A 26468-nucleotide genomic window follows, 5' to 3' on the forward strand; every position below is an offset into this window, starting at 1 on the left:
GCCTGCGGCTTAATGTGCCGGGCGGTCGGCTTCCGGCGGGCAGGGCGCTTCGGCTTCGCTGCCCGGCATCGGCACGAAGCCGGTGACTTCGAGGCCGTAGCCCGACATGCTGCCGAGGCGGCGCGGCTTGGAGAGCACCTGCATGCGGCCCACGCCGAGTTCGCGCAGGATCTGCGCGCCGATGCCGTAGGTCTTGAAGTCCACGGGCCGGCGCGCGAGCGCCTCTGCGCGCTCCTTCTGGTCGAACGCCTTGAAGACGTCGATCAGATGTTCCTTGGTGTCGCCACAGTTGAGCATGACGATCACGCCGAGATCGCGCTCGGCGATTTCGCGCATGGCGGCGTCGAGCGTCCACGAGTGCGTGGAGGAGCCCGTTTCCAGCAGGTCCAGCACCGAGAGCGGCTCGTGCACGCGCACTGGCGTGTCCTCTTCGGGCTTGGGCGTGCCGCGTACGAGAGCGATGTGCGGCGTGCGGGTGGGCTGGTCGACGTACATGATCGCGCGGAACGTGCCGTGGGCGGTGTGCATGGTGCGTTCGGCCACGCGCTCGACGATCGACTCGGTGCGGCTGCGATAGTGGATCAGGTCGGCGATGGTGCCGATCTTGATGTTGTGCTCCTTGGCGAACTCGATGAGATCGGGCAGGCGCGCCATCGTGCCGTCGTCCTTGATGATCTCGCAGATCACCGCCGCCGGCGTGAGGCCAGCAAGCGCGGTGAAGTCGCAACCGGCCTCGGTGTGGCCCGCGCGAACGAGCACGCCGCCGGGCTGCGCCATGATCGGGAACACGTGGCCCGGCTGCACGATGTGCTCGGCGCGCGCATCGTGCGCCACGGCCGTCTGGATCGTGCGCGCGCGGTCGGCGGCGGAGATGCCGGTGGTGACGCCTTCGGCCGCCTCGATGCTGACCGTGAACGCCGTGCCGTACTGCGTGCCGTTGCGGTAAGTCATGAGCGGCAGGTTGAGCAGCTTGCAGCGCTCCTGTGTGAGCGTGAGGCAGACCAGGCCGCGGCCGTACTTCGCCATGAAGTTGATGGCTTCGGGCGTAACGAACTCCGCTGCGATGACGAGGTCGCCCTCGTTTTCCCGGTCTTCTTCGTCGACGAGGATCACCATCTTGCCGGCTTTGAGCTCGGCGATGATTTCAAGGGTGGAGGCGAGCGTCATGGTGGGATTTTGGCTGGAAAGCGCACATTTTACGCCACGCGGGCGGGCGCGTCGCTCAGAACGGAGGGTGGGCGGAGAGTTTTGGGGCTGGCGCGCACCTGGGCGGGCTCGCCGGCGCCGGACGTGCGCCTGGCCGGGCGCGGGTCGAGTGCACGCGAGGGTTGGCCGAACGGCCAGCAGGCCTCTGAGTGGCGCTTTCGCGACAATGTCGATTTTCAGACGCTGTTCCGTCGCTGTTCAGCGCAGCACGACATCGTCGGCGAGTCCCTTCGTGAGCTCCAGCGCCTGGCGCTCGAACAGGCGCCGGTACAGCCCGTTCTCGCGGCGCACGAGTTCATCGTGTGTGCCTTCCTCCGCAACACGCCCGCGCTCGAGCACCAGCAGGCGGTCGAGCGCGCGCACGGTCGAAAGCCGGTGCGCGACCACGACCGTCGTGCGCCCCTCCATCAGCCGCTCCATCGCCTGCTGGATCAGCACTTCGCTTTCGCTGTCGAGGCTGGAGGTCGCTTCGTCGAAGATCAGAATCGGTGCGTTTGCAAGGAACGCGCGCGCGATCGCCACGCGCTGGCGCTCGCCACCCGAGAGCTTCACGCCGCGCTCGCCCACGAGCGTTTCGTAGCCGCGCGGCAGCGCCATGATGAAGTCGTGCGCGCTCGCGAGCTTCGCCGCCCGCACGACCTCGTCGTGAGTCGCGCCGGGCCGCGCATAGGCAATGTTCTCGGCAAGCGAGCGGTGGAACAGCACCGGCTCCTGCTGCACGATGGCGATTTGCGAGCGCAGCGACGCCTGCTGCACCTGCGCGAGGTCCTGGTCGTCGATCGTGATACGGCCGTCTGAAACGTCGTAGAGGCGCTGGATCAGCTTGATGAGCGTGGTTTTGCCGGAGCCCGAATGGCCGACCAGACCCACGCGCTCGCCCGGCGCGATGCGCAGCGAAAGATTCGCGTAGAGCGGCCGCTCGTGCGCGCCGTAGCGGAACGTCATGTTCTCGAAGCGGATGTCACCCCGATCGATCACGATCGGCGGCGCGCCCGTTTCATCTTCGATGCCGAGCGGCTGGGCTTCGAGCATCACCAGCTCTTCCATGTCGTTGACCGAGCGTTGCAGGTTGCGCACGTGCATGCCCACGTCGCGCAGATAACCCTTGAGGAGGAAAAACAGCGTGAGCGCGAAGGTGATGTCGCCCACGCTCGCGAGCCCGCGGGCCCACAGCAGGAGCGCCGCGCCGAGTATGGCCGCCTGCATGGCCACCAGCAGCGCGCCCTGCACGCCGCCGTTGAAGGTGCCGCGCCGCCAGGTGCGGCGCGTGCGGCTGTCCCATTTGTCGATCACGCGCGCGAGCCGCGCCTCTTCGCGCGTTTCCGCGCCGAAGGCCTTGACGACGGCGTTGCACGAGACGGCGTCGGCGAGCGCGCCGCCCATTTTCGTGTCCCACTGGTTCGCGAGGCGCGCGGACGGCGCGACGTAGAACAGCGACAGCGACACGGTGATGGCGAGATAAAGCGCCGAGCCGATCCCGACCACGAGTCCCATGACGTGCCACTGCAGCGCGAGCAGGGCGGTCGAGCCCACCAGCATCACGAGCGACGGAAACAGCGCGACGAGCAGCGTGTCGTTGAGCAGATCGAGCGCCCACATGCCGCGCGTGATCTTGCGCACGGTCGAGCCGGCGAAGCTGTTTGCGTGCCAGTCGGTGGAGAAGCGCTGCACGCGGTGAAACGCGTGTGTGGCGATCTCGCTCATCATCCTGAGCGTGAGCACGATGATGTTCTGGAACGCGGCCTGGCGCATCAGCGTGCCGGCGAGCCCGAGCGCCGTCAGCGCCCAGAACGCCGTGACGGCGGCATGCCAGGCGGCGGCATTGCCGCTCGAGGCGTCGTGCGCGAGCGCGTCGACGAGCTGGCCCGCGTAGTGCGGCGTGAGCACGTCGGCGAGCGCGCCCAGCAGCGCGGCAAGGGCCACCGCGCCTACGCGGCGCGGCTGGCGCGACCACTGCCGGAACGTGAAGCCGAGAACGTTGCGGAACGTTTGTCCGCCGGAAACGGATTGTTTGTCTTGGTCTGCCATGGACAGAGGCTTCGGGCGCGAGGCCTGAAGACTTTTCAGGAATGTGATGAACGGAAAACGGGGTTCGCGCGTTCAGGCACTTGATGCCGAACGTCAATCCTCGAAATCGCTGGAAAGCGGCGCGGCGGCTAGATCGCCGCCCATGACGCGCCGCGCGGTGCGGCGGACGCAGTCAGCGTGCCGGAAGCGGGGCGTGCGTGAAGTGTGGCATCACCCGAACCGGTGGCATGACGGCGGCCATCTCGATTACTGCCATCTTTGCCTCCTTCATGGTGTTCGGGTGGGGAACGCGCGGCGCGTCAAAAGGCGAGCGCGAGAGAATAGGGCGGATTTTATCAGTGATGCTGAAGTTGCGCTCGCGCCGTGTTAGGGGGAGCGGGAGCAAATCCAAGGCGGCGACCCAACACGGCCGTTGCCCAACGCCTGACTTTCTCGTCGTAAGCGTGCAATACCAGCGTCGCCAGTGCGCAGGATGCGACGACGCAGACGACTATCATCGCGAGCGGATGATTCCGGCTCATGGCGGACAGCACGGCGACATTCCTGACTATACGCAGCAGTGGATGATGTATTAGATACAGCGGATAGGAGATATTGCCAAGCCACGTCAACACGCCGTGCAACGCTACGGGCTGCGAGTTGGCTGCGATGGCAACGATGACCGGGAAGACGAGGAGAGAGCACGCTGCCTGGTAGACCCAGGTGGGATGCATGTCAATCGACAGTGTTGCGATCAGCATTGCAATTACCACGGCAGCAGGGATCGAAGGCAGTTTTTTATAGACCTGAAGTCGGCAGATCAAGGTGCCTGCCAGGAAGGGGTAGCAGACTCGCACGAAACCGGACACGAAGGCGTTCCAGTCGTTGAAGCCAACCGCGTCCAGGCCATTGTAGGTGTACGAGACTTGTACGAGCGCCAAAGCCGAGATGGCCAGAACGACGTAAAGAAACGCGAGACTGCGGCGCGGAAACATTGCGTAGACGATGTTGGCGAAGCATTCGAAGAACAGGGACCACATAGGATTGCTTACTGGGTAAGCCTGCAGTCCGAAGAACAGCCCAGCCGGGATGAGCAGGAAGGCACTCGTCACCTCGACAAGAACGTCAAGGCCAAGGCCACCTCGATGCAGTGCGCCCATGACGAGCACGCCCGCTCCAAGCGTGGCGCCCAGGAAGATCATTGGACAGAGCCGAAGTGCGCGTTTGGCCACAAACTCGCCCAATGACATGCCGGCATCGAGTCGGCTTCCGTAGACATAGGCAACGACGAATCCGCTCAGACAGAAGAAAAAATCGACCGCCAAAGCCGGGGCCTGAATAGCGGGATGTCCATCGGCGAGTAGCTGAATGGCATGAAGGCAGACCACCGCGATAGCGGCGATACCGCGTAGCCCATCCAGCACAATGAAATGTGGCTTGCTGTCCCCGTTGCGCATATTCTTTATGCCCCCAATATTGCAGGATTAGGGCTCTATTTCATGCCTAAATGCGCGGAATCAGTGTTCTCCAGCGCACCCTGTGGATCGCATAGTTGGACTGGAGTTGAGAAGCTGAGGCTGACCTGGAATCAGGGTCGGTTTGAGCTGAAAATTTCCGACACCGTTGAATGGGCCAAAAAGCCGGAATTTTGGAGGCCTGACGGTATAAGAACCGCGGAAAACAGCCGTATACCGTCAGGAATGCAGCCGCCAAATCGAGCGTTTAGCGAGGCCGGGGGAGACAGTGAATTTTAGTAAAACAGAATTATTTAAACGACTTATGGGTGTCCTGAGACGCGCTGAGCATCCGCTCCACATACCGCGCAATCAAATCGATCTCGAGATTCACCTTTGCGCCCGCCACGAGGTGCTTGAGCGTGGTCACTTCAACAGTGTGCGGAATCAGGTTGATCGAGAATTCGCAGCCGTCCGCGCGGTCGTCCACCGAGTTCACGGTCAGGCTCACGCCGTTGACGGTGACCGAGCCCTTGTAGGCCAGATAGCGGCCGATCTCCGCCGGTGCGAGCACGCGCAATTCGTGTGATTCGCCCACGGGCGCGAAGCGCGTGACGGTGCCGAGGCCGTCCACGTGGCCCGAGACGATATGGCCGCCGAGGCGGTCGTGCGCGCGCAGCGCCTTTTCGAGGTTCACTTCGCCGGTGTCGGCGAGGCCCACGGTGCGGTTCAGGCTTTCGCGCGAGACATCCACGTCGAAGCCGGTTGCCGACTTTTCGATGACGGTCATGCACGCGCCCTGAATGGCGATGCTGTCGCCGAGCTGCACGTCCTCGAGGTCGAGGCCGCCTGCGTTGACGGTGAGTCGCACGCCCGCGTCGGCGTCGCTGCCGAGCGGCTTGATCGATTCGATGCGGCCCACGGCCGCGACGATTCCGGTAAACATCTGGCTGTCCTTTGTGTTCAGTGCGTTCAGTTCGTCAGAAACAATCATGATGCGTCTCCATGCGCGTGCGCATCTGCGTCCGCGTTGTGGGGCGCATTCGAGTCATCGGGCACGAGGCGCGCGAGGATGCGCAGATCCTCGGCGAGGCGTTCGACCGAGTGGAACACGAGGCGCGTGCGCGCATCGAGCTTTGTGGGCGCGGCAAGATTGAACATGCCGAGCGCGTCCGTGCCGAGCAGCGAGGGCGCGAGATAGACGAGCAGTTCGTCCACGCAGCCTTCGCGCAGCAGCGATCCATTGAGCTTGTAGCCGGCTTCCACGTGCAGTTCGTTCACGCCGCGCTTGGCCAGCTCCGTGAGCATCGCGGGCAGGTCCACCTTGCCGCTGGCGTTGCCGATCGCGACGATTTCCGCGCCGCGCGCGCGCAGCGCCTCGGCGCGCTCGGCGTTGCTGTCGTCGAGTGTGGCGCAGAACACCAGCGTGGGCGCGCCCACGAAGATCTGCGAGAGCGGCGAGGCGTCGAGGCGGCTGTCGATGAGAATGCGTTTGGGCTGGCGCGGCGTGTCGATCGCGCGCACGGTCATGCGCGGGTCGTCTTCCTTCACGGTGCCGATGCCCGTGAGGATGGCCGAGGCGCGTGCGCGCCAGGCATGGCCGTCGGCGCGCGCGGCTTCGCCCGTGATCCACTGGCTTTCGCCCGAGGGCAGGCCGGTGCGGCCGTCGAGTGTGGCCGCCACTTTCATGCGCACCCACGGGCGCTTTCTGGTCATGCGCGAGACGAAGCCGATATTGAGTTCGCGTGCTTCGTTGGCGAGCAGACCGCAGCGCACTTCGATGCCCGCGCCGCGCAGGATCGAAAGGCCGCGCCCCGAAACGAGCGGGTTCGGGTCTTCCATCGCCGCGATCACGCGCGCGACCTTCGCTTCGATCAGCGCATTCGCGCAGGGCGGCGTGCGGCCGAAATGGCTGCACGGCTCGAGCGTCACATAGGCGGTGGCGCCGCGCACTTCGTGGCCGCGCGCGCGCGCATCCTTCATCGCCTGGATTTCGGCGTGGTCGTGGCCGGCGGGCTGGGTAAAGCCTTCGCCGATCACCACGCCGTCCTTCACCAGCACGCAGCCGACGCGCGGATTCGGATCGGTCGTGTACAGGCCGCGCACCGCGAGGGCGAGCGCGCGCTCCATGTAGGTGAAATCGGCTTGCGAAAACATGTCGTGCGGGCTCCGGGGCGTTTCGGGTGGGCAGCGGGGCGTGTGCCCCGCATTCGGCTGACGGTGGGTGCGCCTTATTGCGTGCTTTACTGCGCGGCGGGTTCGGCGAAGGCGCGGCGCGCGGCGGCGATCGTTTCGTCGATGAGCGCGTCGTCGTGCGCGCTCGACACGAAGCCTGCCTCGTAGGCCGACGGCGCGAAGTACACGCCCGCGTCCAGCATCTGATGGAAGAAGCGGTTAAAGCGCGTCACGTCGCTCTTGGTGACTTCGGCGAAACTGCCCGGCACCTTGTCGGCGAAATAGAGGCCGAACATGCCGCCCACCGAATCCGCGACGAACGGCACGTTCGCTTCGCGCGCGGCCTGCGAGAGGCCTTGCGCGAGACGCGCGGTCTGCGCCGTGAGCCGGTCGTAGAAGCCCGGTGCCTGAATCAGTTGCAGCGTTTTCAGGCCCGCGGCCACGGCGATCGGGTTGCCCGAGAGCGTGCCTGCCTGATACACGCCGCCGTTGGGGGCGAGATGGTCCATGATCTCGCGGCGGCCGCCGAACGCCGCCGCCGGCATGCCGCCGCCGATTACCTTGCCCAGACACACGAGGTCGGCCTGCACGCCGTAGAGCGCCTGCGCGCCGCGCAGGCCCACGCGGAAGCCGCACATCACTTCGTCGAAGATCAGCACGCTGCCGTGCTTCGCCGTGAGGCTGCGCAGCGTGCCGATAAACTCGGGCGTGGCCTTCACGAGATTCATGTTGCCGGCGACCGGCTCGATGATCACGGCGGCGATCTCGTCGCCGAACGCCTTGAACGCTTCTTCGAGCGCCGCGACGTTGTTGTACTCGAGCACCGTGGTGTGCTTGGCGATGTCCACCGGCACGCCCGCCGACGTGGGGTTGCCGAACGTGAGCAGGCCCGAGCCGGCCTTCACGAGCAGGCTGTCGGCGTGGCCGTGGTAGCAGCCTTCGAACTTCACGATGCGGTCGCGCTTCGTGAAGCCGCGCGCGAGCCGCAGCGCGCTCATGGTGGCTTCGGTGCCGCTCGACACCATGCGCACCTGCTCCATCGACGGCACGATCTTGCAGATTTCCTCGGCGATTTCGATTTCGGCTTCGGTAGGCGCGCCGAACGAGAAACCGTTGACGAGCACGCGCTGCACGGCTTCGAGCACCTCGGGGTGGACGTGGCCGACGATCATCGGGCCCCACGAGCCGATGTAGTCGATGTAGCGCTTGCCTTCGGCGTCCCAGAAGTACGCACCTTGCGCGCGCTCGATGAAGCGCGGCGTGCCGCCGACCGAGCGGAACGCGCGCACAGGCGAATTGACGCCGCCCGGAATGGTGCGCTGGGCGCGTTCGAAGAGGGCCTGGTTCGTGGACGAGGTGTTGGACATGGGTGCTGGACCTGCGAGAGTGGTTTGTGCGGTGACTGCAGTGGCGTGATCAGGCGCGCGGCAGGCGGGGCCTTGGCGCGCCGACGCTCGGACCCATGCGGCCTGGGGCCGGCCAGATGAGGTGCCGGGCCGGGCGCCAGCGATGGGGCGGCAATGCCGAAATTGTACCGGACTCGCGCCGAATGGGCCGAGGGCCGCTACGGACGGCGCGTGGCCTGGTCAAACGCTGCAACCGCCGCAACCGCGGCGGCCGGCATGGGCCGTTTGCCGGTCAGCTCGGCCCAGCGCTTCTCCAGCGCGCCCTCGGCAATCGGCTTGATGACGGTGCCCGAGCTTTGTGCGTCCCATGTCTGCACCGAAAACGGATGAATGCGCAACGCGTCGCGCGCGATGACGACATTGTCGTTGGCATCGACGAGCCAGTCATAGACGAAGTCGATGCACAGCCGGTAGCCACGCTTGTACGCCGGATCGGGCACCTCGTAGGGCGCGCGCGTCACGTAGCCGGAGCCGAACAGGCCGCGCGGCTCGGAGGCGACGCGATGCAGAAATACACGGTCGCCGGGCAGGATGCCGCGCGCGAAGCCGCAGCCCCAGGTGTCGGCGACGGCAGCGCCTTCCTGCACGCGGCGCGCGAAATCGGACAGCTCAGGCCAGGGCCACTTCTTGGGGCTCCAGATCAGCAGGTAAGCGCTCATGAACGAAGCTCGCGCCTTGCGGCGCATTGAAGAACGGGGAAGGGCGCAGCTTAGCGTAAAGCGCGCGCGGCGCCTCGCCAGGCCTTGAACCAGGCCTTGAACCAGGCCTTGAACCAGGCACAAAGTGGGATAAAGCGGAATTTAAGCGTCGGGTACAATGCTTCGGCTATGTAGCCGCTTTTCGCGTCATTCGCGTCGTACTTGCATCGCGAATGAGACCCAGCCGGTCCATGCTGAAGCGGCCCAGAACACCGGGACCGCGCCTTCGGCGACGGTCCGCTCCTGGTCGATCCCATGCCCCATTCCCCGCGACGCCGGCCCGATGGCCGGCTGATTCTGTTGCTCGGTGCGCTCGCCGCCTGCGGCCCGCTCGCCACCGACATGTACTTGCCGAGCCTGCCCGCCATCGCCCAGTCGTTCGGCGTGAGCGCGGCCGCGGCCGCGAGGACGCTCACGAGCTTCATGGCGGGCTTCTCGATCGGCATGCTGCTCTACGGCCCGCTCTCCGATGCCTACGGCCGCCGCCCCGTGCTGCTGGGCGGCATCGCGCTCTTCACGCTCGCGAGCATCGCCTGCTGGTTCTCGTATTCAATCGGCGAACTCACGGTCGTGCGCTTTTTGCAGGCGCTCGGCGCGGGCGCGGCCTCGGTGCTCGCGCGGGCGATCGCGCGCGACGCGCACGAACCGTCCGACGCCGCCAAGGTGCTCTCGATGGTCGCCATCGTCACGTCGATTGGTCCGCTGCTCGCGCCGCTCATCGGCGGGCAGTTGCTGCTGCTCGGCGGCTGGCGCGTGGTGTTCGTCGCGCTCACGCTGTTCGGCCTCGCGTGCGCCGCCGCCGCCTGGCTGCGCGTGCCCGAGACCTGGCCCGCCGAGAAGCGCGAGAGCGGCGCCGTGCTGCGCTCGTTCATGGCGTACGAGCGGCTGCTGCGCGACCCGCTCGTCTGGGGTCACATGCTGTGCGGCGGCATGGCGTTCGCCGCGATGTTCACCTATATCTCGGCCACGCCGTTCGTCTATATCGAGTACTTTCATGTGTCGCCGCAGCACTACGGGCTGTTCTTCGGCGTGAACGTGTTCGGCATCATGCTCGGCAACTTTCTCAACACGCGCTTTATCGGGCGCATGGGCACGCTGCGCATGGTGTCGATGGCTTCCACGGTGAGCATCGCCGCGTCGTTCTTCGTCGCGCTCGTGTGCGTGACGGGGTGGGGCGGCCTGTGGTCGATCGTGGCGGGCCTGTTCTTCGTGGTGGGCGTGGTGGGGCTGCTGGGCGCGAACTGTGCGACCGATCTGATGTACCGCTACCCGAAGAACGCCGGCGCGGCGGCGGCCGTGTTCGGCGCGACGCAGCTCGCGCTGGGCGCATTCGCGAGCGTCGTGGTCGGCTGGTTCCCGGGCGTTTCGCCGGTCGGCATGGGCTGCACGATCGGCGCGTGCGGCGCGCTCACCTGGGTCGGCCGCCGCATCGTCGTGAAGTGGCATGGCCGCCCCGCGCCGGGTGTGAATCAGGCGGCATCGGACGCGTAAGCGCAGCGCTCACGCACAATGAACAGCGGGACGCCTTGGCGTCCCGCTGTTCATTTCATCGCACGTTTGCTTCACGCGTTTGCTTCACGCAGTTGCGTCAATCACTCGCGCGCGCCGACGATGACGCGCCGTGGCTCAGCCAGTCGAGCACGGCGGAGGCGTCGTCGTCGGCCTGCTCGCGGACCTTTTCGACGGCGTTGCTCAGATCGCCTTCGGGCGAGGCGCGGCGGATCGCGACGCCTACCGCGAGGACGTCGATCATCAGCAGATGCAGGATGCGCGAGATCATCGAAAGCTGCGACTCGCGCATCTCGATGTGATCGGTTTCGAGCGCCACGGTCGCGCGCTTGGCGAGCGGCGTATTGCTCGACGTGATCGCGATCACCTTCGCGCCGGCCTGCATCGCCACGTCGAGCACGCGCAAGAGTTCGGGCGCGCGGCCCGACTTCGACACGGCCACGATCACGTCGCCCTTGCCGAGCAGCGCGGCGGACGCCGCCTGCATGTACAGGTCGCCGTAAGCAATAGTCGGGATGCCGAAGCGAAAGAACTTGTAGTGCGCGTCCTGCGCGACGATATGCGAGTTGCCTAGGCCATAGAACTCGATGCGTCGCGCACCGTTGAGCAGCGTGATGGCCTGCTCGACCTGCTCGAAGTTCAGATGCTCGCGCAGTTGCAGGATGGCCGAGACGGTGTTGTCGAGCACCTTCGCGCCAAAGTCGGTCGCGGTGTCGCCCAGATGCACCTGGCTGTGGCTCACGGGAATCGTGCCGGTCAAGCCCGTGGCGAGCTTGAGCTTGAAGTCCGAGAGCCCCTGGCAGCCGAGCGAGCGGCAAAAGCGGATCACCGTGGGCTGGCTCACATCGGCCTTGCGCGCGATATCGACGATGGGGTCGTTGATGATCGAGCGCGGATGGTTGAGCGCGAGGTCGGCCACGCGCCGCTCGGCGGGCGTGAGCGCGTCGCGCATCTGGCGGATGCGCTCGAACACCGCCGACGATCCGCCGCCCGCGCGGTTCGAAAGCTGCTCCGCGAGGATGGCCGAGACGCCGAGAAACGCCGGATATTCGGCGGTGATGACGTAGGTGGGGACGTTCGCGAGATAGGCGTCGAAGCGGCCTTTGGCCTCGAAGCGCTGGCGAAACGACGAGCGCATGAAAAGCTCGCCCAGACGCGGCACCACGCCGCCGCCGATATAGATGCCGCCGAGCGAGCCGAGCGTCATCGCGATGTTGCCCGCGAAGCTGCCAAGAATGCCGCAGAAGCATTCGACGGTTTCCGCCGCGAGCGCGTCGCCGTCGTGCGCGCGCTTGACGATCTCGGCCGTGTTGATGTCCGCGCCCACCTTCTTCTTGTCGCGTGCGGCAAGCGCCCCATAGATCAGCTCGATGCCGGGGCCCGCGCAGACGCGCTCGAACGACACGTGCGGCCACTTCTTGCGCACGTGCTGGAGCACGAGATCTTCGCGCTCGTCCTGCGGCGCGAAGCTGGCATGGCCGCCTTCGCTGCCGAGCGCGATCCAGCGGTCGTCGGCGGGAATCAGGCCCGAGACGCCGAGGCCCGTGCCCGGTCCGAGCAGGCCGATCACGCTGTTCTGGCGGCGCTGGCCGCCGCCTACCTGGGTGCGCTGCGCGTCGGTCAGGCCCGGCAAGGCCATCGCGAGCGCGGTGAAGTCGTTCACGACCAGCAGCGTGTCGAAACCGAGCGCGCGGCGCGTGGCTTCGATCGAGAAGGTCCAGTCGTGATTGGTCATGCGCACCTGGTCGCCGTCCACCGGGTTCGCGATGGCGATGGCGGCGTGGTTCACGCGGCCGATCTTCGTGTCCTTCAGATACTGCTGGATGACATCGGCGACGCCCGGGTAGTCGGCGCACGGATAGACGCGCACCTGGCCGATCTCGCCCGGGCGCGTTTCCAGAGCGAAGCGCGCGTTAGTGCCGCCGATGTCGGCGAGCAGCCTCGGTCCGTCGGCGTGCTGACCCGCGCCAGCGGCGGATTTGTTAGGCGCACCAGTAGACATCGAGTCTCACTCCCTTGTCGTTCGCCAGCTTCGAGATGGCGTTGTTCTGTTCCGCGGCAGCGGCTTGTTGCAGCACGTCGAGCTTGCGCTGGCCCGCGATCAGCAGGAACAGGCGATCGACCTGACGCAGCGCCTGCATCGACCACGAGACGCGCGCGTGCGGCGCGGCCCGCGGATGCACGGCGACGAACGGGCGCGCCGTGGTGATGGCCTCGCGCCATTCGGGCGCGTCGGCAAAGATCGACGCCGTGTGGCCGTCTTCACCCATGCCGAGCACCGCGACGTTGGGCACACGGCGCTGCGGGTCCGAGTTGAGCGCGGCCACGTGCGCATCCAGGTCTTGCGTGACGTCGACGAGCGGCAGGAAGCGCGCCTGCGCCGCCTCGTTCTTCAGCAGGGTCTCGTGCGCGAGGCGTGCGTTGCTGGCCGAATCGGTCTCGGGCACCCAGCGGTCGTCCACCAGCGTGATGTCAGTGTGCGCCCAGTCGAAGCGGTGCGTCGACAGGGTTTCGAGAAACGGACGCGGGCTCGTGCCGCCGGAAACCGCGAGCGTTGCACGGCGCGCACCGGTGCCGGGCGCGGCAGCAAGAGCGGCGAGCGACGCATGTAGCGCGTCGCCCACGGCTCGCGCCAGCGCGTCGGATTGGACGCGCGGGTCGTCGAATACGTGAAGCTCGATCACTTCTCCTCCAGGCTGCTTTTTTATCGATCCGCGGGGATGTTCGCGGGGGTGTTCATCGGTCCGGTCAATTCTCTTCTTCGAGCCAGCAGGTGCCGTGCTGCGCCAGCATCGCGCTCGAAGCCGCCGGTCCCCATGTGCCCGACGCGTAAGGCTTGGGCGGGCGCGGCGTGGCGGCCCATTCGTTGAGGATGGGCTCGACCCATTTCCACGCGGCTTCCTGTTCGTCGCGGCGCACGAAGAGCGCGAGGCGCCCGTTGATCACGTCGAGCAAGAGACGCTGATACGCCTCCATCTGGCCTTCGCGGAAGAACTGGTCGAACGCGAGGTCCAGGTGAACGCTCGAGAGATTCATGCCCTCGCCGGGCTGCTTGGCGAGGCAGTACAGACGAATGGTCTCATTGGGCTGCAAGCGGATGACCAGACGGTTCGAGCCCGCGCGCAGCGCGGTCGGACCCAGCGCCGAATGCGGCACGGGGCGGAAGTTCACCACGATTTCCGCGACGCGGTCGGCCAGACGCTTGCCCGTGCGCAGGAAGAAGGGCACGCCGGCCCAGCGCCAGTTCTCGATCTCGACCTTCAGCGCGACGAAGGTTTCAGTGCGGCTATCGGGCTTCACGCCGTGCTCGGTCGCGTAGCCCGGCACCTGCTGCCCGCGGATCACGCCCGCATGGTATTGGCCGCGCACGGCGACCTTGCTGATATCGGCGGGATTGATGGGCTTGAGCGCGCGCAGCACGCGCAGCTTCTCGTCGCGCACCGAGTCCGAATCCATCGAATGCGGCGGCTCCATGGCGACGATCGAGAGCAACTGGAGCAAGTGGTTCTGCACCATGTCGCGCAGCGCGCCGGTGTTGTCGTAGAAGTCGCCGCGCGCTTCCACGCCGAGTTCTTCCGCAATGGTGATCTGGATGCTCTCGACCCATTCGCGGCGCCACAGCGGCTCGAACAGCGCATTGCCGAAGCGCAGCGCGAGCAGGTTCTGCACCGGCTCTTTGCCGAGATAGTGGTCGATCCGGTAGATCTGCTCTTCGGCGAAGATTTCGCCGACGGCGTCGTTGATCGCGTTGGACGACTTGAGGTCGTAGCCGAGCGGCTTTTCCAGCACGATGCGCGCGTTCTGGTTCAGGCCAACCGAGGCGAGCGCGTGGCAGATCGGCACGAACAGCGACGGGCCCGTGGCCAGATAGAACACGCGGATGCCGGGCAGTTCTGCGATGCCGTCACGCAGCGTGGTGAAGTCTTCGGCGCGCGAGAGGTCGAGCTTCACATAGACAATGCGCTCGAGAAAGCTCGCCCAGGCGACTTCGTCGAGGCCGTTCTTCGAGACGTGCGGCTTGACGTGCTCGTTGACCCACTGGAGGTACTGGTCGCGGGTGTCCTCGTGGCGCGCGACGCCCACGATTTTCCCCGACGCGGCGAGCATGCCCGAGCGGTGCGCCTCGAACAGGGCCGGCAGGATCTTGCGCATCGACAGGTCGCCAGTGGCGCCGAAGAGCACGAACGTGAAACCTGAATCGTTAGGGCTTTGCATAGTCTCCGTCACAGTCCAGAAATGCCGCGGGAACAAGTTCCGGCGGGGCCGCGGCGGGATGCCGATCGTGCTCCGCCAGGCGGCCGTAGTCCGATAAAATTTTTTTTGACACTGAATTGTAGTTTAACTACAATCCAAATCAAGAGGTAACGTTCATTCGATGAAAAAAGCGTGGGCAAGCGAGGCGCAGCATGGGTTTGCGGCAATCGTGCGCATGTTTTCGCGCGTTTTCGTAGATGGGCGGAACGTCCCACATGTTAACGGACAATGGATCCGTTCATGTACCTGCCGGACGCCCAGAAGTGGGGGAGGTTCGGCCACCGCGCTGCTTGATCGTGCACAAGCATGGCGCGCGGCGCCTCGACTGGCCACGCGTCGCGACTGCGAGCGCGGCCGGAGAAAATCAAAAGAGGAGACAGTCTTTGTATTCCGAACCACTCATCTCTTGAGCGTCCAGCGGCCGGACCCCGGCACGCGGCCCGCGCGCGTCGAATCACCTGCGCGCGCGGCATTCCGGCGCCCGACCGTCCAGTGTTTTACCTGTTTTTGTGCCTGTATTAACCACACCGCACCCTGGCGACATCAGGGGCCAACTCGTTTTTACTGATCAGGTGTCTGGAGGAGATAAACAATGAAATTCCGAGCGATCATGGGCGCCCTGTGCGCCGCAGGTCTCATGGCAGGCGTTGCGACCGCGCAGGCAGCCGAATCTCTCGAAGTGCTGCACTGGTGGACTTCGGGCGGCGAATCGAAGGCGGTCGGCGTGCTGAAGGACGACATGCAGAAGCAGGGCTACGTGTGGAAGGACTTCGCGGTCGCCGGTGGCGCGGGCGCGGCGGCCATGACCGCACTGAAGACCCAGGTGATCTCGGGTAACGCACCCACGGCAGCCCAGATCAAGGGCCCGCTGATCCAGGAATGGGCGCAGCAGGGCGTGCTGGTGCCGATCGATTCGGCCGCCGGCGACTGGAAGGCCAACCTGCCGCCGCAAATCGACAAGATCATGCGCGCGGACGGCCATTACGTCGGCGCGCCGTTCTCGGTGCACCGCGTGAACTGGCTGTGGATCAACAAGGCCGCGCTCGACAAGGTAGGCGGCAAGGCGCCGACCACGTGGCCGGAGTTCTTCGCGCTCGCCGACAAGCTCAAGGCCGCGGGCTACCAGCCGGTTGCGGCGGGCGGCCAGCCGTGGCAGGACCTGACGCTGTGGGAAGACGTGGTGCTTTCGCAGGGCGCGGACTTCTATAAGAAGGCGCTCGTCGATCTCGACCAGAAGACGCTGACTTCGCAGCAGATGGTGGGCGTGTTCGACACGGTCCGCAAGATCGAGTCGTACATGGATAACGCGCGCACGGGCCGCGACTGGAACCTCGCCACGGCGATGGTCATCAACGGCAAAGCCGGCATGCAGTTCATGGGCGACTGGGCCAAGGGCGAGTTCGAGGGTGCGAAGAAGGAGCCGGGCAAGGACTACGTCTGCGCGCCGGTGCCGGGCACCTCGAAGGCCTACACTTTCAACGTCGACTCGTTCGTGTTCTTCCAGCAGAAGGACCAGAAGGCGGCCACGCCGGGTCAGATCGCGCTGGCGAAGACGATCATGAGCCCGGCTTTCCAGGAGCAGTTCAGCCTGTACAAGGGCTCGATCCCGGTGCGTCTGGGCGTGGACATGAGCAAGTTCGATGCGTGCGGCAAGCAGTCGTACGCGGATGAGCAAGCCGCGATCAAGGCCGGCGGCTATGTGCCGTCGCTCGCGCACGGCATGGCTCAGGCGGACGCCACGGCCGGTGCGATCACCGACGTCGTCACGAAGTTCATGAACTCGAACCAGGATTCGAAGAGCGCGGTGGAAGCGCTCGCGAAGGCCGCCAAGACCAAGTAAGCGAAGCGGGTTTTTGAAGTCGTTGCAATGAAACAGGCGGAGTGCGCCGTGCGCGGCGCACTCCGGGCATGACGGGTCAAACCTAACCCCATTATCGTGCGGAGTCCGTAATGTTTCGCACCGTACCAGGAGTTGCGCAGTGACTGCTTCTCTTAGCGGCAACGGCAAGGCGGCCACGCCTGCCACAGGCCGAGCGTCGCCCATGGCGGCGCTCGCAGACCGCTGGATTCCGAAGCTGGTGCTTTCGCCCAGCATTCTGATCAGCCTCGTGTTTGTCTATGGTTTCATCGCCATCACCGGCTATCTGTCGCTGTCGAATTCGCGGCTGATGCCGCGTTACGAATTCGCCGGTTTCGACCGCTACAGCGAGCTCTTCAGCAACGATGTCTGGTGGACCTCGGCGCAGAACCTCGGCTGGTTCGGCATCCCGTTCATCGCCGTCTGCGTGGTGCTCGGGCTGTTCCTCGCGATCCTGCTCGATCAGCAGATTCGCCAGGAAGGCGCGCTGCGCGCGGTGTTTCTCTATCCGATGGCGCTTTCGTACATCGTCACGGGCACGGCGTGGCAGTGGATCTTCAACCCCGACCTCGGCATTCAGCAGGTGCTGCACGACTGGGGCTGGAAGAGCTTCCAGCTCGGCTGGCTCAACGACCCGGACAAGGCGATTTTCTGTATCGTGGTTGCCGCCGTCTGGCAGTCCACCGGCTTTTGCATGGCGTTGTTCCTCGCGGGCCTGCGCGGCGTCGACAGCGAAATCTTCAAGGCCGCCCAGGTAGACGGCGCGACGCTGCCCACGATCTATCGCAAGATCGTCATTCCGAGCATGCGTCCGGTGTTTTTCTCAGTGCTGCTGATCCTGTGCCACATCACGATCAAGACCTTCGACCTCGTCGTCGCGCTGACTGCGGGCGGCCCGGGCACGTCTTCGTCGCTGCCGGCCATCTTCATGTACACGTTTTCGTTCAACCGCGGGCAGCTCGGTGTCGGCGCAGCGTCGTCGATGATGATGCTCGCGACGGTGGTGGCCGTGCTTGTGCCGCTCATGTACCTGGAATCGAGGAGCACGCGCAATGCAGCCTAAGATGAAGGTGAGCCGCGTGTTCGTGTACGCGGCGCTGATCCTGTTCGCGTTGTACTTCCTGTTCCCGCTCTATGTGATGCTGTCGACTTCGTTCAAGTCGCTCGACCAGATCCACACGGGCAACATGCTCACGCTGCCGACGAGCCCGACCTTCGCGCCGTGGGTGAAGGCGTGGGCCCACGCCTGTACCGGCGTGCGCTGTGACGGCATGCAGCCGTTCTTCATGAACTCGGTGAAGATGGTGATTCCGGCCGTGCTGATTTCGTCGATCATCGGCGCGTTCAACGGCTACGTGCTCACGCACTGGCGCTTCCGTGGCGCGGATGCGCTCTTCACGATGCTGCTGGTGGGCTGCTTCATTCCGTTCCAGGCGATCCTCTTGCCGATGGCGCGTCTCGAAGGCTTCTTCGGCCTCTCGAACACGATCGGCGGGCTGGTGCTGGTGCACGTGGTATACGGCATCGCGTTCACCACGATGTTCTTCCGCAACTTCTACGTGAGCGTGCCCGCTGAACTCGTGAAGGCCGCGCGCATCGACGGCGCCGGTTTCTTCATGATCTTCACGCGCATCATGATGCCGATCTCGCTGCCCATCTTCATGGTGTGCCTGATCTGGCAATTCACGCAGATCTGGAATGACTTCCTGTTCGGTATCGTGTTCTCGGGTGTCGATTCGATGCCGATCACGGTGGCGCTGAACAATCTCGTGAACACGTCCACGGGCGTGAAGGAATACAACGTCGACATGGCCGGCGCGATCATCGCCGCGCTGCCCACGCTGCTCGTCTACGTGATCGCCGGCCGCTACTTCGTGCGCGGTCTCACGGCGGGCGCGGTGAAGGGCTAATAAGCTCATTCGATTAAAAGGATTTCTAGCATGGCAAGCCTTTCCATTCGCGACGTCTACAAGACCTACCCGAACGGGGTGCCCGTCCTCAAGGGTGTGAACATCGACATCGAAGACGGCCAGTTCCTGATTCTGGTCGGCGGCTCGGGCTGCGGGAAGTCGACGCTGCTCAACATGATTGCGGGTCTCGAAACCGTGACCAAGGGCGAGATCATGATGGACGGCAAGGTGGTGAACAACCTCTCGCCGAAGGATCGCGACATTGCGATGGTGTTCCAGTCGTACGCGCTCTATCCGTCGATGACGGTGCGCGAGAACATCTCGTTCGGCCTGAATATCCGCAAGGTGCCGAAGGCCGAGCAGACGCAGATCGTCGATCGCGTCTCGAGCATGCTGCAGATCCAGCATCTGCTCGACCGCAAGCCGGGTCAGCTCTCGGGCGGTCAGCGTCAGCGCGTCGCCATGGGCCGCGCGCTCGCGCGCGACCCGATCATGTTCCTGTTCGACGAGCCGCTCTCGAACCTCGACGCGAAGCTGCGTATCGAGATGCGTTCGGAAATCAAGCTGCTGCATCAGCGTGTGGGCAAGACGATCGTCTACGTGACGCACGACCAGATCGAGGCGATGACGCTCGGCGACCGCATCGCGGTGATGAAGGACGGCATCGTGCAGCAGTTCGGCGCGCCGCAGGACATCTACGATTCGCCGTCGAACCTGTTCGTCGCGGGCTTCATTGGCGCGCCGCCGATGAACTTCATCAACGGCAAGCTGGTGGAGCAGGGCTCGGGCGTGGGCATCGAACTCGATACGGGCGTGGCGCGCAACGTGCTGAACCTGCCGTTCGAGGCGAACAAGGTGCGCGGCAACATCGGTCAGGAGGTGGTGCTGGGCCTGCGTCCGGAGCGCATCACCGACGCACGCAGCTCGCACGACGGCCACGGCCACGAGCTGCAGCGCCACACGGTGAAGGTCGACGTGATCGAGCCGACCGGCCCGGACACGCTCGTGTTCGCGCAGGTCAACGGCAAGCGCGTCGTGAGCCGCGTGCACCCGGGCGCGAATCCGCAGCCGCTCAATAACATGGAGCTGCTGTTTGACGTGTCGAAGGCCGTGCTGTTCGATCCGAAGACCGAAGAGCGCATTGCCTGAGTGGCTTTGATCGATTCGCGCCAGGTTTTACTGGTGCGCTTCTGGTGCAGTAAGCGATAAAAAACCCCGCCGCTGCGTGAGCAGCGACGGGGTTTTTTCTTGAAGATTTCGCTCAGCCCGCGTGCGGGTGATGTTGTCCATGCCCGTGCGAATGCGGCTGCAACAGCACGAGCACTGCGCCCGCGCCGCCGTCGTGCGGCCGCGCCTGGCAGAATGCGATCACTTCTTCCTTCTGCACGAGCCACGCGCGCACCTTGCCCTTGAGCACGGGCTCCTTGCCCACGGAGCCGAGCCCCTTGCCGTGAATCACGCGCACGCAGCGTAGCCCGCGCTTGCCTGCCTCGCGGATGAAGGTCTGCATTGCCTCACGCGCTTCCTCGCGGCGCATGCCGTGCAGGTCGAGCTGCGCCTGCACGATCCACGCCCCGCGCCGCAGCTTCTTGACGACTTCCTCGCTTACGCCGGGCCGGTGGTAATAGAGCGAGTCGTCGGTGTCGAGCAGCGCTTCGGGGTCGAAGTCGTCGGAAATCGCTTCGTGCAGCACCGCCTGCTCGTCGAGCCGCGTTTGCAGTGGCAGCGGCACGGGCGCCTGGCGGCGCGGCTGCGCGCGCGGCGGCTGCTTGAGCGGCGCGATCTGGCCGATTTCGCGGCGGAACAGGTCGCTGTCGGCTGCGGCTTCTACGCGCGCCGCCTGGGCGGTCGCGCGTTCACGCTCGCGCTGGCGCGTTTGCGTCTTGAGCGCATCGCGCAGGCTGCCGAGTCCGGCGAAGCCGGAGGCGGCCTTGCCGGGTTCGGGGGCGGGCTCGGGCGCGACGCTCGGCGCGGCGGGGCGCGTGGGGGCGGGGCGCTTGGGCTCGCCCGGATGGGGCACGTTCTTGGGCATGGCGAAAGACGCTGGATGAATCTCAGTGGCGTGCGTTCAGCGTGGCACGCGAAAAACGCTGCAAAAAAGACGGCAAAAGAACGCCGCAAAAGAAGAGGGCCGCCGGCTGGCTGGCCGCGGCCCTCTTTTCAGCGCGTCATCTGGCTCGATGGCGCTATTTTAACGGCTCGCGTGGATCCGATCAGCGCTCGGCTTCGGCGCTCATCACGTGCGCTCCGATCTCGCTGACGGTTTCCAGATAGCGCTGCGCGTCGAGTGCGGCCATACAGCCCGTGCCGGCGCTCGTGATGGCCTGGCGATAGACGTGATCCTGCACGTCGCCGGCCGCGAACACGCCCGGCACGCTCGTGCCCGTAGCGTTGCCGTTCAGGCCGCCGTTCGTGATGATGTAGCCGTTCTTCATCTCCAGCTGGCCTGCGAAGATGTCGGTGTTCGGCTTGTGGCCGATCGCCACGAACACGCCCTGGAGGTCGAGATCGGTGGTTGCGCCGGTCTTCGTGTTCTTGATGCGCAGGCCGTTCACACCGCCATCATTGCCGAGCACTTCGTCGAGCACGTGGTCCCATTTGATTTCGACGACGCCTTCCTTTTCCTTCTCCAGCAGGCGGTCGATCAGGATCGGCTCGGCGCGGAACTTGTCGCGGCGGTGGATGACCGTGACCTTCTTCGCGATGCCGGCGAGATAGAGCGCTTCCTCGACCGCCGTGTTGCCGCCGCCGATCACGGCGACGTGCTGGTTGCGGTAGAAGAAGCCGTCGCAGGTTGCACAGGCGGAGACGCCACGACCCATGAACAGTTCTTCGCTCGGCAGGCCGAGGTATTGCGCCGATGCGCCGGTCGCGATGATCAGCGAATCGCAGGTGTACTCGCCCGAATCGCCGATCAGGCGGATGGGCTTCTCATCGAGCTTGGCCGTGTGAATGTGATCGAACACGATTTCCGTGTTGAAGCGCTCGGCATGCTCGAGAAAACGCTGCATCAGTTCCGGGCCCTGCACGCCGTTCGGGTCGGCGGGCCAGTTTTCCACGTCGGTCGTGGTCATGAGCTGGCCGCCCTGGGCGAGGCCGGTGACAAGCAGCGGCGAAAGGTTCGCGCGCGCCGCGTAGACGGCTGCCGTGTAGCCGGCGGGGCCGGAACCGAGAATCAGGACTTTGGCGTGTTTGGTTGCGGACATGATCGAATTCCGTAGAAGGCGCTGCGTGGCGCGGGTTCCTGGGCCAGTGGTCTGGATCCGCAGGTGGCCGCCCGTCGTGAGTGCGGCGGGGCATACGCAGGTAGTTGGGCATCAGCCCGCAATTATAAAGGCCGGGGGCGTTCGCTGCTCCATCGCGGTTTCTCATCGGCGCGATAGCCTTCGTTCGACTCCCGCAGCGGCGTTGCCAGTTACCCTCATTTACAGCGTTGGGGCAGCCGGGGTCTAAACAACGCGTTTACAATAGCCCGGATCAGACGTCGGCGGCCGCGCCGGTCTGCCGGAGCCCCCGGCAGTGCGCCCGGACCGCGCAAGCATCAAGAATCACCAGGATTCAATGGCCAAAGCTCCTTTTTCCGCGCAGGCGCAGGCATTGCCTAACCGCATGTCGCGTCTTTTCACCGAAATCCGCTGGATCCTGCAGGTCGCGCTCGGCGTGTTCCTGCTGATGGCGCTAATCAGCTACAGCCGCCGCGACCCGAGCTGGACCCACGCCGCCCAGGTCGACCATATCTCGAACTGGGCGGGGCGCGTTGGCGCATGGACCTCGGACATCCTGCTGCTGCTGTTCGGCCTGTCCGCCTACTGGTGGGTCGTGCTGCTCGCGCGCCACATTTCGAAGAATTACCAGCGCATCACGCGTCACGAAGCGATCCCCGAGGACGATGACGAAAAGCCGCGCGACCATGGCTGGATCGCCGATGGCTTCGCGTTCGTGCTCGTGCTGCTCGCCTGCGACGGTATCGAGGCGCTGCGCATGTGGTCGCTCAAGGTGCAGTTGCCGCGCGCGCCGGGCGGCGTGGTGGGCGAGGCGGTGGCGCGCGGCGTGTCGAGCGCGCTGGGGTTCACGGGCGGCACGCTCGCGCTGCTGCTGGCGCTCGCGATCGGTTTGTCGCTGTATTTCCGTTTTTCGTGGCTGAGCGTGGCCGAACGGGTGGGCGAGTCGATCATCAACGCCGTGACCATGGCGCAACTGCGCCGCGAAGCGGGCCGCGACCGCAAGCTCGGCGAGGCCGCCGCGGTCAAGCGCGAAGGCAAGGTCGAGCGCGGCCGCGTGAAGATCGAGGAGCACGAGCCGGTCACGATCGTGCCGCCCGTGGTCACGCCGCCGCGTTCCGAACGCGTGGAGAAGGAGCGCCAGGTGCCGCTCTTCACCGATCTGCCGGGCGACTCCACCTTGCCGCCGATCGCGCTGCTCGACCCCCCGCCCAAGACCCAGGAAACGATTTCCGACGATACGCTCGAATTCACCTCGCGCCTGATCGAGAAAAAGCTCAAGGACTTCGGCGTGGACGTGGCCGTGGTGGCCGCGTATCCGGGCCCGGTCGTCACGCGCTACGAGATCGAACCCGCCACCGGCGTGAAGGGCAGCCAGATCGTGGGCCTCGCGAAGGATCTCGCGCGCTCGCTCTCGCTTGTTTCGATCCGCGTGGTGGAGACGATCCCCGGCAAGAACTACATGGCGCTCGAGCTGCCGAACCAGCGCCGCCAGACCGTGCGCCTGTCCGAAATCCTCGGCTCGGCTGTCTACGCCGACGCGCCTTCGGCGCTCACCATGGGTCTCGGCAAGGACATCGGCGGCAAGCCGGTTTGCGCCGACCTCGCGAAGATGCCCCACCTGCTCGTGGCCGGCACGACCGGCTCGGGCAAGTCGGTGGGCATCAACGCGATGATCCTCTCGCTGCTCTACAAGGCGAGCGCCGAGCAGGTGCGCATGATCCTGATCGATCCGAAGATGCTTGAAATGAGCGTCTACGAGGGCATTCCGCATCTGCTGTGTCCGGTCGTGACCGACATGCGCCAGGCCGGCAACGCGCTGAACTGGACCGTGGCCGAGATGGAGCGCCGCTACAAGCTCATGAGCAAGCTGGGCGTGCGCAATCTCGCGGGCTACAACAACAAGATTGAAGAGGCGAACAAGCGCGAGGAAAAGATTCCGAACCCGTTCAGCCTCACGCCCGACGATCCGGAGCCGCTGCAAAAGCTGCCGCATATCGTCGTGGTGATCGACGAACTGGCCGACCTCATGATGGTGGTCGGCAAGAAGGTCGAAGAGCTGATCGCGCGCATCGCGCAGAAGGCGCGCGCGGCGGGCATCCACCTGATTCTCGCGACGCAGCGGCCTTCGGTGGACGTGATCACCGGCCTTATCAAGGCCAACGTGCCTACGCGCATCGCGTTCCAGGTGTCGTCGAAGATCGACTCGCGCACGATTCTCGACCAGATGGGCGCCGAGTCGCTGCTCGGCATGGGCGACATGCTCTACCTGCCGCCGGGCTCGGGGCTGCCCGTGCGCGTGCACGGGGCGTTCGTCGCCGACGAAGAAGTGCATCGCGTGGTCGACAAGCTCAAGGAGCAGGGCGAGCCGAACTATATCGAAGGTCTTCTCGAAGGCGGCACGGCGGGCGAGGGCGACGAAGGCTCGGCGAGCGCTTCCGGCACTGGCGACGAGTCCGATCCGCTCTACGACCAGGCCGTCGAGGTGGTCATCAAGAACCGGCGCGCGTCGATCTCGCTCGTGCAGCGGCATCTGCGCATCGGCTATAACCGCGCGGCGCGCCTGCTAGAACAGATGGAGCAATCGGGACTCGTTTCGGCGATGTCTTCGAGCGGCAACCGCGAAATTCTCGCGCCCACGCGCGAGGTCGATTGAGTCCACGCTGAAGGTCGGCGCGGGCACACAGGGTGGTCGCATTTTGGTTATTGGAGAACGACAGATGCAGTTTCCGGTTGGACAACAGACCCGTTTGACGCTGGGCCGCGCGGGCCGCGCAATCTTTGTCGCGCTTGGCGCGTCGCTCGTGATGGCGTCGCACGCCTGGGCGAGCGGCACCGATCAACTGAAGCAGTTCGTCTCGCAGGTGCACGCCGCGCGCGGCAACTTCGTGCAGCGCGAACTCAAGACGCCTACCAACGCGAAGAACGCGAGCGACGCCATCGCCACGGCCACGGCGAACGCCAAGACGTCGAGCGGCACGTTCGTGTTCGCGCGCCCCGGCAAATTCATCTGGACCTATGAGAAGCCGTATCAGCAACTGCTGCAATCCGATGGCGACAATCTCTATGTCTACGACAAGGACCTGAACCAGGTCACCGAGCGCAAGCTCGGCGGCGCGCTCGGTGCGAGCCCGGCGGCCATCCTGTTCGGCAGCAACGATCTGGACAAGAACTTCACGCTCTCCGACGCGGGCGTGAAGAACGGCATCGACTGGCTGGAACTGGTGCCCAAGTCGAAAGACACGCAGTTCAAGAGCGTGGGCATTGGCTTTCGCGACGGCAACCTCGAAGCGATGGAATTGCACGACGTGTTCGGCAACGTGACGCTGCTCACGTTCTCCAACATCGAGAAGAATCCGTCGCTGCCGGCATCGACCTTCAAGTTCGTGCGGCCCAAGGGCGCCGACCTGATCACGGGCGGCGGGAACTGATGCTCGCGGTGTGATGCAGCAAAAAAAGGGGCGGCTCGATTGAGTCGCCCCTTTTGTCTATTGGCGCCGCGCTAATCAGACCGAAAAGCGCACCACGCCCTTGTCGTCGATCGTGCGCTTGAGCTTGCCCGCGAACCACAGCAGATGCAGGTGCGCGAGCGCTTCGCCCATTGCGAACGTCAGCTGATGCATGTCGAGTGCGCGTTTGAACATGAGCGGCACGATATCGGCGGCGCTTTGCGGCGTGTGTGCACAGGCTTCCATGACTTCGGCGAGCCGTGCGTCGTGGTGCGCGCGCAATTGGCCGATGCGCGTGCGCACGCCGCGGAACGGCTTGCCGTGCGAGGGCAGCACGAGCGTGTCCTCGGCCATGGCCTCGTAGCGCCCGAGCGATTCGAGGTAGAGGCCGAGCGGGTTGCCTTCCGGCTCCATGTCGAACACCGAGACGTTGGTCGAGATGCGCGGCAGCACCATGTCGCCCGAGATCAGTACGCCGAGCGATTCGCACAGCAGCGCGCAATGTTCGGGCGAATGGCCGTAGCCCGTGACGACGCGCCAGTCGCGGCCGCCGATCGCCACCGTGTCGGCTTCGCGCAGGCGGCGATATTGCCCCGGCAGCGAGGGCACGAGATTGGAGTAGTAATTGCGGCGCTTGCGCAGTTGCTCGAGCGAGGCTTCGTCGCTCACGCCGTGGCGCGCGAAATGGCGCGCCGCGCCTTCGCCGCCCGCGTTCGAGCCGTTGCCCGAGGACAGCACGCACGCGCTCATGTATTCGCCGAGCGTTGTCCACAGGCGCACGTCCCAGCGCTTCTTCTCGCCGCCCGCGCAGATCCAGTGCGCAAGGCCGATGTGGTCCGGGTGGCAGTGCGTGACGAGCACGCGCAGCACCGGCAGGCCTTCAAGCTGGGTCTCGAACACCTGCTCCCAGCGCGCCTTGATCGTGTCGTCGGTGATGCCGCAGTCCACCACGGTCCAGCCTTGCTGGCCGTCGATCTCGTCGCGCAGCAGCCACAGGTTGATGTGATCGAGCACGAAGGGCAGCGGCATGCGCAGCCATTTCACGCCGGGCGCGACTTCGAAGGCAAGGCCGGGTTCCGGCAGGGTATCAGCGAAGGGGTAGTCGAGCTGGTGTTCGAGGGCGTTCATTAGGGGAGTCGTCTCGCGTCGTTATGGTGGGCTGAGGACGGCCGGCGCCGCCTTCTGTCCGCATTGTCACTGCATTGCGCCATTCCTGCAGGGGAGTCGGGAGAGTGTTCCGTTATGCGGAACAAACCGGCTGTTGCGCAACCCTTGAGTTGACGATAACGTAAACGTCGACTCCAACGATAGCCCCATCGCC

Annotated in this window: 20 protein-coding genes; 7 read left to right on the forward strand and 13 right to left on the reverse strand. The window is 65.3% G+C overall.

Annotated features, from left to right (window positions below):
• Nucleotides 1–9: 9 nt before the first annotated feature.
• The 7 genes from ribBA to HV773_RS11480 form a co-directional block, all read right to left on the reverse strand.
• Nucleotides 10–1167: a bifunctional 3,4-dihydroxy-2-butanone-4-phosphate synthase/GTP cyclohydrolase II gene (ribBA, locus tag HV773_RS11450; protein ID WP_129562623.1), complete on the reverse strand. Its 1158-nt coding sequence runs from the start codon at nucleotides 1165–1167 to the stop codon at nucleotides 10–12.
• Nucleotides 1168–1404: 237 nt separating this feature from the next.
• A complete protein-coding gene (locus tag HV773_RS11455; RefSeq protein ID WP_129562622.1) occupies nucleotides 1405–3234 on the reverse strand; it encodes an ABC transporter ATP-binding protein in 1830 nt (609 codons plus the stop codon).
• Between the two features lie 335 nt (nucleotides 3235–3569).
• Nucleotides 3570–4670, reverse strand: a complete 1101-nt coding sequence (locus HV773_RS11460) for an acyltransferase family protein (protein WP_129562621.1) — start codon at nucleotides 4668–4670, stop codon at nucleotides 3570–3572.
• A 307-nt stretch (nucleotides 4671–4977) separates the two neighbouring features.
• Nucleotides 4978–5613: a riboflavin synthase gene (locus HV773_RS11465; protein WP_129563381.1), complete on the reverse strand. Its 636-nt coding sequence runs from the start codon at nucleotides 5611–5613 to the stop codon at nucleotides 4978–4980.
• Nucleotides 5614–5657: 44 nt separating this feature from the next.
• Nucleotides 5658–6824 carry a bifunctional diaminohydroxyphosphoribosylaminopyrimidine deaminase/5-amino-6-(5-phosphoribosylamino)uracil reductase RibD gene (gene ribD, locus HV773_RS11470; RefSeq protein ID WP_129562620.1) on the reverse strand — a complete coding sequence of 389 codons (1167 nt, stop codon included), beginning with the start codon at nucleotides 6822–6824 and terminating at the stop codon, nucleotides 5658–5660.
• An 86-nt stretch (nucleotides 6825–6910) separates the two neighbouring features.
• Entirely contained in the window at nucleotides 6911–8209 is a 1299-nt protein-coding gene (gene hemL / locus HV773_RS11475; RefSeq protein WP_129562619.1) for a glutamate-1-semialdehyde 2,1-aminomutase, read from the reverse strand.
• A 197-nt stretch (nucleotides 8210–8406) separates the two neighbouring features.
• Nucleotides 8407–8907: a hypothetical protein gene (locus tag HV773_RS11480; protein WP_129562618.1), complete on the reverse strand. Its 501-nt coding sequence runs from the start codon at nucleotides 8905–8907 to the stop codon at nucleotides 8407–8409.
• Nucleotides 8908–9201: 294 nt separating this feature from the next.
• Between HV773_RS11480 and HV773_RS11485 the strand changes: the two genes are divergently transcribed.
• The gene (locus HV773_RS11485) at nucleotides 9202–10437 is read left to right on the forward strand and encodes a Bcr/CflA family multidrug efflux MFS transporter (protein ID WP_129562617.1); all 1236 of its coding nucleotides are present in this window, start codon (nucleotides 9202–9204) and stop codon (nucleotides 10435–10437) included.
• 97 nt (nucleotides 10438–10534) lie between these two features.
• On the opposite strand, the gene HV773_RS11490 is transcribed toward HV773_RS11485, so the two are convergent.
• From HV773_RS11490 to zwf, 3 genes are all read right to left on the reverse strand, one after another.
• A complete protein-coding gene (locus tag HV773_RS11490; protein WP_129562616.1) occupies nucleotides 10535–12457 on the reverse strand; it encodes a bifunctional transcriptional regulator/glucokinase in 1923 nt (640 codons plus the stop codon).
• Nucleotides 12438–13139, reverse strand: coding sequence for a 6-phosphogluconolactonase (gene pgl, locus HV773_RS11495; RefSeq protein ID WP_129562615.1), 702 nt, complete (start codon nucleotides 13137–13139; stop codon nucleotides 12438–12440). Before pgl ends, HV773_RS11490 begins: the two co-directional genes overlap by 20 nt.
• 64 nt (nucleotides 13140–13203) lie before the next feature.
• Nucleotides 13204–14670 (reverse strand): glucose-6-phosphate dehydrogenase, encoded by a 1467-nt coding sequence (gene zwf, locus HV773_RS11500; RefSeq protein WP_129562614.1) that lies wholly within the window; start codon nucleotides 14668–14670, stop codon nucleotides 13204–13206.
• 631 nt (nucleotides 14671–15301) lie between these two features.
• Between zwf and HV773_RS11505 the strand changes: the two genes are divergently transcribed.
• The 4 genes from HV773_RS11505 to HV773_RS11520 all read left to right on the forward strand — a co-directional run bounded on the left by HV773_RS11505 (nucleotide 15302) and on the right by HV773_RS11520 (nucleotide 19626).
• Entirely contained in the window at nucleotides 15302–16549 is a 1248-nt protein-coding gene (locus HV773_RS11505; protein WP_129562613.1) for an ABC transporter substrate-binding protein, read from the forward strand.
• A 139-nt stretch (nucleotides 16550–16688) separates the two neighbouring features.
• Nucleotides 16689–17630, forward strand: a complete 942-nt coding sequence (locus HV773_RS11510) for a carbohydrate ABC transporter permease (RefSeq protein WP_129562612.1) — start codon at nucleotides 16689–16691, stop codon at nucleotides 17628–17630.
• Complete coding sequence (locus HV773_RS11515; RefSeq protein ID WP_174220059.1) at nucleotides 17620–18477, forward strand: carbohydrate ABC transporter permease; 858 nt, start codon at nucleotides 17620–17622, stop codon at nucleotides 18475–18477. The genes HV773_RS11510 and HV773_RS11515 overlap by 11 nt, the downstream gene beginning before the upstream one ends.
• A 30-nt stretch (nucleotides 18478–18507) precedes the next feature.
• The gene (locus HV773_RS11520) at nucleotides 18508–19626 is read left to right on the forward strand and encodes an ABC transporter ATP-binding protein (RefSeq protein ID WP_129562611.1); all 1119 of its coding nucleotides are present in this window, start codon (nucleotides 18508–18510) and stop codon (nucleotides 19624–19626) included.
• A 112-nt stretch (nucleotides 19627–19738) separates the two neighbouring features.
• On the opposite strand, the gene HV773_RS11525 is transcribed toward HV773_RS11520, so the two are convergent.
• Complete coding sequence (locus tag HV773_RS11525; protein WP_129562610.1) at nucleotides 19739–20509, reverse strand: Smr/MutS family protein; 771 nt, start codon at nucleotides 20507–20509, stop codon at nucleotides 19739–19741.
• A 181-nt stretch (nucleotides 20510–20690) separates the two neighbouring features.
• Complete coding sequence (gene trxB / locus HV773_RS11530; RefSeq protein ID WP_129562609.1) at nucleotides 20691–21683, reverse strand: thioredoxin-disulfide reductase; 993 nt, start codon at nucleotides 21681–21683, stop codon at nucleotides 20691–20693.
• Nucleotides 21684–22038: 355 nt separating this feature from the next.
• On the opposite strand from trxB, the gene HV773_RS11535 reads away from it, so the two are divergent.
• The gene (locus HV773_RS11535; protein WP_129562608.1) at nucleotides 22039–24354 is read left to right on the forward strand and encodes a DNA translocase FtsK; all 2316 of its coding nucleotides are present in this window, start codon (nucleotides 22039–22041) and stop codon (nucleotides 24352–24354) included.
• A 64-nt stretch (nucleotides 24355–24418) separates the two neighbouring features.
• A complete protein-coding gene (lolA, locus tag HV773_RS11540) occupies nucleotides 24419–25129 on the forward strand; it encodes an outer membrane lipoprotein chaperone LolA (RefSeq protein ID WP_129562607.1) in 711 nt (236 codons plus the stop codon).
• Nucleotides 25130–25204: 75 nt separating this feature from the next.
• Here the strand turns inward: lolA and HV773_RS11545 are convergent, their stop codons facing one another.
• Nucleotides 25205–26275, reverse strand: coding sequence for an MBL fold metallo-hydrolase (locus HV773_RS11545; protein WP_129562606.1), 1071 nt, complete (start codon nucleotides 26273–26275; stop codon nucleotides 25205–25207).
• Between the last annotated feature and the right edge of the window lie 193 nt (nucleotides 26276–26468).

Origin of the sequence: Paraburkholderia caffeinitolerans, from assembly GCF_902859945.1 — a bacterium.
Lineage (GTDB): Bacteria > Pseudomonadota > Gammaproteobacteria > Burkholderiales > Burkholderiaceae > Paraburkholderia > Paraburkholderia caffeinitolerans.